The sequence below is a fragment of the Pseudomonas sp. HY13-MNA-CIBAN-0226 genome, from assembly GCF_040310305.1.
In the GTDB taxonomy this organism is placed as follows: Bacteria; Pseudomonadota; Gammaproteobacteria; order Pseudomonadales; family Pseudomonadaceae; genus Aquipseudomonas; species Aquipseudomonas gregormendelii.
In genome coordinates this window covers 1-258 of sequence record NZ_JBEOPS010000392.1, presented here as the reverse complement: position 1 = coordinate 258, position 258 = coordinate 1, and the positions used below count along the sequence as shown (strand labels likewise).

The window sequence follows — 258 nt, the reverse complement described above, 5'->3', positions numbered from 1 at the left end:
GAAATATACAGAGCAATAAAAGGCAATCTTAAAAAGAACAGTGCATACCTTTCAAAGCATGATGATTTGGTCAATAAATTTATGACCACTCCAAAAAATATAACCTTCAATCAAGATTCAATTTCCAATATCATTACGATGGCAACCAGCATTGAAGAGCACATAGCATCCTATAAAAAACACCTGCTAATTCACATTGATGAATTTATTGAAACGATGTGGGAAATAGTTATATCCGAAACTGTTTCAACAGAAGAT

General features: G+C 32.2%; 1 protein-coding gene. It reads left to right on the top strand.

Features of this window, described 5'->3' with window-relative positions:
* A partial coding sequence (locus AAEZ05_RS29225; RefSeq protein ID WP_350650113.1) for a hypothetical protein occupies window positions 1–258 on the top strand: 258 nt, incomplete at both ends.